Below are 6,463 nucleotides of genomic sequence, written 5' to 3' on the forward strand. Positions count from 1 at the left end.
GGGCGCGGCGCGGCTGCCACTGTCCGCGCCGGGGCGGTAACGGCAGGCGCATATGGACATCCGAAACCAGGTGATCGGGCTGATCCGGTTTTCCTTCGCGACGATCGGGAATTTCTATCCGGGCTTCGAGACGATCGAGGACATGGAAGCCTTCCTGTTCGACCCGGAACGTCTGGAGCGGCGGTTCCGGCTGTTCGAGGTCTACTGCCTGCCGTCGCTGGCGCAACAGACCGACCCGGACTTTACCTGCATCCTGCTGGTCGGTGCGAACATGCCCGCCGCGTGGAAGGACCGACTGAAGGAGATGTGCGCCAGAGTCCCGGCGATCCGCATCATCGAGGCCGAGCCGCAGCATCACTACGCCGGTATCCGCGCCGCCTTCGCCGAGATCCCGTCAGAGGGGTTCACGCACCGCACCACCTTCCGGTTCGACGACGACGATGCGCTGGACAACGGTTTCATCGCGCGGCTGAAGGACATCGCGCCCAAGGCGGCGGCTGTGGGCGGTATCGACAACCCGACCGCCATCGCCCACAACCTTGGCTTCTATCTTGAGCGGCGGGACGACAAGACGATCGTCTACCCCACGTGCGAACGCACGCCGATCAGCGTGGGGGCGGCGCTGATCGCGCCGGTCAGCTGGCGCGACAATATCTACAAGGTGGACCACCGGCAGTTGCCGCAGTTCTTCAACGCATGGTCGGACACCCAGCACTATGCCTATGTCCGCACGATCCATCAGGACAATAAGGCAAACCCGCATCGGACGGGCGAGAAGCTGCAACTGCCGAACAAGGAAATCGACGCGATCCTGCGCGAGAACTTCGGCCGCAAGCTTGGGGCGTTCAAACACATCGATTGAAGTCGCGCTTACGGGCAGGACGTTCCGGGAATTCCTGCGCCGCACGCACTTCTCAAGGCCCGTGTCTCGCCCCGCGCACTTCGGCTCTGGCGCGGCCCGGGTTTCGCTGATAGCTGCCGAAGCATGACGACGTCATCCAATTCCGACAACCTGCGCGGCGCGGCCCTCATGGCGGGCTCCATGGCCTGCTTCACCATGAACGACACCGCGATGAAGGCGCTGTCGGACGAGTTGCCTATGTTTCAGGCGGTGTTCCTGCGCGGGATCGCCACCTCGGTCTGGATGTACCTTTTGGCCCGCGCGCTGGGTGGCCTGCGCTTCAACTTCTCGCGCCGTGACTGGACGCTCATCGCGATCCGGAACGTGACCGAGATCGGCGCGGCCTATTTCTTCGTTTCGGCCTTCTTCAACATGCCCATCGCCAACGCGACCGCGATCCTGCAGGCGATGCCGCTGTCGGTCACGCTGGCGGGCGCACTGTTTCTGGGCGAGACCGTCGGCTGGCGCCGGATCAGCGCGATCCTCGTCGGCTTCGCGGGGGTGATGCTGATCGTGCGGCCGGGGGGCGAAGGGTTCAACTTCTACTCGATCTACGCGCTGATCGCCGTGGCTCTGGTGACCGTGCGGGATCTTCTGTCCCGCCAGCTGTCGTCCGACGTGCCGTCGATGACGGTCGCCTTCTTCAACGCGGTCGCGGTCATGATCTTCTTCGGCATCGGCTCGATCTTCATAGAGTGGCAGCCGGTTTCCGGGCTGGCCGCGATGCAGATGGGCATGGCCTCGGTTCTGCTGATCGGGGGCTATGTGTTCTCTGTCTCGGCGATGCGGGTGGGCGAGGTCGCGGTGATCGCGCCGTTTCGGTACACCAGCCTGCTTTGGGCCCTGCTGCTGGGGTTCGTCGTGTTTGCCGACTGGCCGGACCGGCTGACGTTGCTGGGCGCGGCGATCGTGGTCGCGACGGGGGTCTACACGTTTTACCGGGAAAGAAACCTCAGCAGATCCACTCCGAAAGCGCTCCGCATCCGTTGACAGCGGGGGCGTCGTTCCCCACCTACAGGCGGTGACGCTCTCTGCTTGACGCGCCGGGAGGGCGGGCTGTTGACAAGGGTCGGGACTCACCCTATACGGCGCGCACTTGGGCAGGGGGCCTCCTGCCTTTAACAGAACTGTAGTGGTCACGATCCAGGCATATGCCTCGATCCTCTGAATGCCCACCGCATCGTTCCCGCGAACGGGGACGGGGGCGGTTTTCGTGTTTTGCGGACGCGCGGAGCACGCCAGATGAACCGGGGACGCGCGCCCCAGAGATGAACATGAAGTGTTGCAACACGGGGAATAAACCGGAATGCCAACGATCCAACAGCTGATCCGCAAGCCGCGGCAGCCCAAAGTCAAACGGTCCAAGTCTCAGCACTTGGAGAGCTGCCCGCAAAAGCGTGGCGTCTGCACGCGTGTCTACACGACGACGCCGAAGAAGCCGAACTCGGCCATGCGTAAGGTTGCCAAGGTGCGCCTGACGAACGGTTACGAGGTCATCAGCTACATCCCGGGTGAAAGCCACAACCTGCAGGAGCACTCGGTGGTCCTGATCCGTGGCGGCCGTGTGAAAGACCTTCCGGGCGTTCGTTACCACATCCTCCGCGGTGTTCTGGATACCCAGGGCGTCAAGGACCGTAAGCAGCGCCGGTCGAAGTACGGCGCCAAGAAGCCGAAATAAGAGGATCTGACAGATGTCCCGCCGTCACGCTGCTGAAAAACGCGAGATTCTGCCCGACGCCAAGTATGGCGATCGCGTGCTGACGAAGTTCATGAACAACCTGATGATCGACGGTAAAAAGTCGGTCGCGGAAAGCATCGTCTACAACGCCTTCGAGCGCGTTGAAGGCAAGCTGAAGAAAGCTCCCGTGGAAGTGTTCCACGAGGCGCTGGACAACATCAAGCCGGCCGTCGAGGTCCGCTCCCGCCGTGTTGGTGGTGCGACCTACCAGGTTCCGGTCGAGGTGCGCCCCGAGCGTCGTGAAGCGCTGGCGATCCGCTGGCTGATCACCGCCTCGCGCGCCCGCAACGAGAACACCATGGAAGAACGCCTTGCTGGCGAGCTGATCGACGCGGTCAACGGCCGCGGTTCTGCCGTCAAGAAGCGCGAAGACACCCACAAGATGGCCGACGCGAACAAAGCGTTCAGCCATTACCGCTGGTAATTCAGATCTAAGGGCCCTCCAATGGCACGCGACTACCCCCTCGAGCGCTACCGTAACTTCGGTATCATGGCGCACATCGACGCCGGCAAAACCACGACGACCGAGCGGATCCTGTACTACACCGGCCGGTCCCACAAGATCGGCGAAGTTCACGATGGCGCCGCCACCATGGACTGGATGGAACAGGAGCAGGAGCGTGGCATCACGATCACCTCTGCTGCCACGACGACGTTCTGGCAGTGGCAGGAAGATCCGACCGAGGAAGGCACCTCGGACACCAAGTTCCGCTACAACATCATCGACACCCCCGGCCACGTGGACTTCACCATCGAAGTGGAGCGTTCGCTGGCCGTTCTCGACGGCGCGATCTGTCTTCTGGACGGTAACGCGGGCGTCGAGCCGCAGACCGAAACCGTGTGGCGTCAGGCTGACCGCTACAAGGTTCCACGCATCGTGTTCGTCAACAAGATGGACAAGATCGGCGCGGACTTCTTCAACTGCGTGAAGATGATCAAGGACCGCACGGGCGCGACCCCCGTTCCGGTGAACTTCCCGATCGGCGCCGAGGATCAGCTGGAAGGCATCGTCGACCTCGTGACCATGGAAGAGTGGGTCTGGAAGGGCGAAGACCTGGGCGCCTCGTGGGTGCGCGGTCCGATCCGTGACGAACTGAAAGACCTGGCCGACGAGTGGCGCTCGACCCTGATCGAGAACGCCGTCGAGCAGGACGACGACGCCATGGAAGCCTACCTGGAAGGCGAAGAGCCCGACGTCCCGACCCTGCGGAAACTGATCCGCAAGGGCACGCTGTCGCTGTCCTTCGTTCCGGTTCTGGGTGGTTCGGCCTTCAAGAACAAAGGTGTCCAGCCGCTGCTGAACGCCGTTGTCGACTTCCTGCCGGGTCCGCTTGACGTTCCGCCGTACATGGGCTTCTCGCCGGACGACGAAACGGAAGAGCGTAACATCGCGCGTCACGCCAACGACGACGAGCCCTTCTCGGGCCTCGCGTTCAAAATCATGAACGACCCGTTCGTCGGCTCGCTGACCTTTACCCGGATCTACTCGGGCGTCCTCAAGAAGGGCGACTCGATCACGAACTCGACGAAGGGCAAGCGCGAGCGCATCGGTCGTATGATGATGATGCACTCGAACAACCGTGAAGAGATCGACGAGGCGTTCGCGGGCGACATCATCGCGCTGGCCGGTCTGAAAGAGACCACCACCGGTGACACCCTCTGCGACAGCCAGAAGCAGGTCGTCCTCGAAACCATGACCTTCCCCGATCCGGTTATCGAGATCGCGGTCGAGCCGAAGACGAAGGCCGACCAGGAGAAGATGTCCCAGGGTCTGCAGCGCCTTGCCGCCGAAGACCCGTCCTTCCGCGTCGAGACCGACATCGAGTCGGGTCAGACCATCATGAAGGGCATGGGCGAACTTCACCTGGACATCCTGGTTGACCGTCTGAAGCGCGAGTTCAAGGTCGAGGCGAACATCGGTGCGCCGCAGGTGGCCTATCGCGAGACCATCTCGAAAGAGGTCGAGCACACCTACACCCACAAGAAACAGTCGGGTGGTTCGGGTCAGTTCGCCGAGGTCAAGCTCATCATCACCCCGACCGAGCCGGGCGAAGGTTACTCCTTCGAGTCGCGCATCGTCGGCGGTGCGGTGCCGAAGGAATACATCCCCGGCGTCGAGAAGGGCATCAAGTCGGTCATGGACTCCGGTCCGCTGGCAGGCTTCCCGGTGATCGACTTCAAGGTTGCTCTGGTCGACGGTAAGTTCCACGACGTTGACTCCAGCGTTCTCGCCTTCGAAATCGCGGCCCGCATGGGTATGCGCGAAGGGATGCGGAAAGCCGGCGCCAAGCTTCTGGAACCGATCATGAAGGTCGAGGTGCTGACGCCGGAAGAATACACCGGCAACATCATCGGCGATCTGACGTCCCGCCGGGGTCAGGTGCAGGGCCAGGAGAACCGCGGCAACGCGATCGCCATCAACGCCTTCGTGCCGCTGGCCAACATGTTCGGCTACATCAACAACCTGCGCTCGATGTCCTCGGGCCGCGCGCAGTTCACGATGCAGTTCGACCATTATGAACCGGTGCCGCAGAACATCTCGGACGAGATCCAGTCGAAGTACGCCTAAGTGCGGTGCGTGGGAGACCACGCACCCTACCCCGTAGGGTGCGCGATGATGCGCACCGCAAAAGAACAAGGAGGCCACCATGGCTAAGGAAAAGTTTGAACGTAACAAACCGCACGTCAACATCGGCACGATTGGCCACGTTGACCATGGCAAGACGACGCTGACGGCGGCCATCACGAAGTACTTCGGTGACTTCCGTGCGTATGACCAGATCGACGGCGCGCCGGAAGAGAAGGCCCGCGGCATCACGATCTCGACCGCTCACGTGGAATACGAGACCGAGAACCGTCACTACGCACACGTCGACTGCCCCGGCCACGCCGACTACGTGAAGAACATGATCACCGGTGCCGCCCAGATGGACGGCGCGATCCTGGTCGTGAACGCCGCTGACGGCCCGATGCCGCAGACGCGCGAGCACATCCTGCTGGCCCGTCAGGTCGGCGTTCCGGCGCTGGTCGTGTTCCTGAACAAGGTCGACCAGGTGGACGACGAGGAACTGCTCGAGCTGGTCGAGATGGAAGTTCGCGAACTGCTGAGCTCGTACGAGTTCCCGGGCGACGACATTCCGATCATCGCGGGTTCGGCTCTGGCCGCCATGAACGGCGACAACCCGGAGATCGGTGAAGAGAAGATCAAGGAACTTCTCGCCGCCGTCGATGAGTACATCCCGACCCCCGAGCGTGCTGTGGACCAGCCGTTCCTGATGCCGATCGAAGACGTGTTCTCGATCTCGGGCCGCGGTACCGTTGTGACCGGCCGTGTCGAGCGTGGCGTGGTGAACGTGGGCGACGAACTGGAAATCGTCGGCATCAAGGACACCAAGAAGACGACCTGCACCGGCGTGGAAATGTTCCGCAAGCTGCTGGATCGCGGTGAAGCCGGCGACAACATCGGCGCGCTGCTGCGCGGTATCGACCGTGAAGGCGTCGAGCGTGGCCAGGTTCTCTGCAAGCCGGGTTCGGTGAAGCCGCACACGAAGTTCAAGGCCGAGGCCTACATCCTCACCAAAGAGGAAGGTGGCCGTCACACCCCGTTCTTCGCGAACTACCGTCCGCAGTTCTACTTCCGGACCACGGACGTGACCGGCACCGTGACCCTGGCCGACGGCACCGAGATGGTGATGCCGGGCGACAACGTGTCGTTCACGGTTGAACTGATCGCGCCGATCGCGATGGAAAACGGCCTGCGCTTCGCCATCCGTGAAGGCGGCCGCACCGTCGGCGCCGGCGTCGTGTCGGAAATCATCGAGTAA

Annotated in this window: 6 protein-coding genes; all 6 read left to right on the top strand. The window is 62.6% G+C overall.

All coding sequences use genetic code 11. The features are described from left to right. Positions 1–52 precede the first annotated feature (52 nt). The 6 genes from ACP156_RS13640 to tuf all read left to right on the top strand — a co-directional run bounded on the left by ACP156_RS13640 (position 53) and on the right by tuf (position 6,463). Complete coding sequence (locus ACP156_RS13640; protein WP_425051880.1) at positions 53–862, top strand: glycosyltransferase; 810 nt, start codon at positions 53–55, stop codon at positions 860–862. A 123-nt stretch (positions 863–985) separates the two neighbouring features. Then, on the top strand, positions 986–1,891 hold the full coding sequence (locus ACP156_RS13645; protein ID WP_425051881.1) for a DMT family transporter: 906 nt from the start codon (positions 986–988) through the stop codon (positions 1,889–1,891). A 316-nt stretch (positions 1,892–2,207) separates the two neighbouring features. Further along, positions 2,208–2,579 carry a 30S ribosomal protein S12 gene (rpsL, locus tag ACP156_RS13650; protein WP_025311764.1) on the top strand — a complete coding sequence of 124 codons (372 nt, stop codon included), beginning with the start codon at positions 2,208–2,210 and terminating at the stop codon, positions 2,577–2,579. Positions 2,580–2,592: 13 nt separating this feature from the next. Continuing rightward, on the top strand, positions 2,593–3,063 hold the full coding sequence (gene rpsG / locus ACP156_RS13655) for a 30S ribosomal protein S7 (RefSeq protein WP_275635111.1): 471 nt from the start codon (positions 2,593–2,595) through the stop codon (positions 3,061–3,063). A gap of 21 nt (positions 3,064–3,084) precedes the next feature. After that, positions 3,085–5,208, top strand: a complete 2,124-nt coding sequence (fusA, locus tag ACP156_RS13660; protein WP_425051882.1) for an elongation factor G — start codon at positions 3,085–3,087, stop codon at positions 5,206–5,208. Between the two features lie 79 nt (positions 5,209–5,287). Further along, positions 5,288–6,463 (top strand): elongation factor Tu, encoded by a 1,176-nt coding sequence (tuf, locus tag ACP156_RS13665; RefSeq protein WP_425051883.1) that lies wholly within the window; start codon positions 5,288–5,290, stop codon positions 6,461–6,463.

The sequence above is a fragment of the Psychromarinibacter sp. S121 genome (assembly GCF_049801035.1).
Lineage (GTDB): Bacteria > Pseudomonadota > Alphaproteobacteria > Rhodobacterales > Rhodobacteraceae > Psychromarinibacter.

Coding starts and splice junctions, on each gene's coding strand:
- ACP156_RS13640 (WP_425051880.1), top strand. CDS start 53: ATGGACATCCGAAACCAGGTGATCGGGCTGATCCGGTTTTCCTTCGCG.
- ACP156_RS13645 (WP_425051881.1), top strand. CDS start 986: ATGACGACGTCATCCAATTCCGACAACCTGCGCGGCGCGGCCCTCATG.
- rpsL (WP_025311764.1), top strand. CDS start 2,208: ATGCCAACGATCCAACAGCTGATCCGCAAGCCGCGGCAGCCCAAAGTC.
- rpsG (WP_275635111.1), top strand. CDS start 2,593: ATGTCCCGCCGTCACGCTGCTGAAAAACGCGAGATTCTGCCCGACGCC.
- fusA (WP_425051882.1), top strand. CDS start 3,085: ATGGCACGCGACTACCCCCTCGAGCGCTACCGTAACTTCGGTATCATG.
- tuf (WP_425051883.1), top strand. CDS start 5,288: ATGGCTAAGGAAAAGTTTGAACGTAACAAACCGCACGTCAACATCGGC.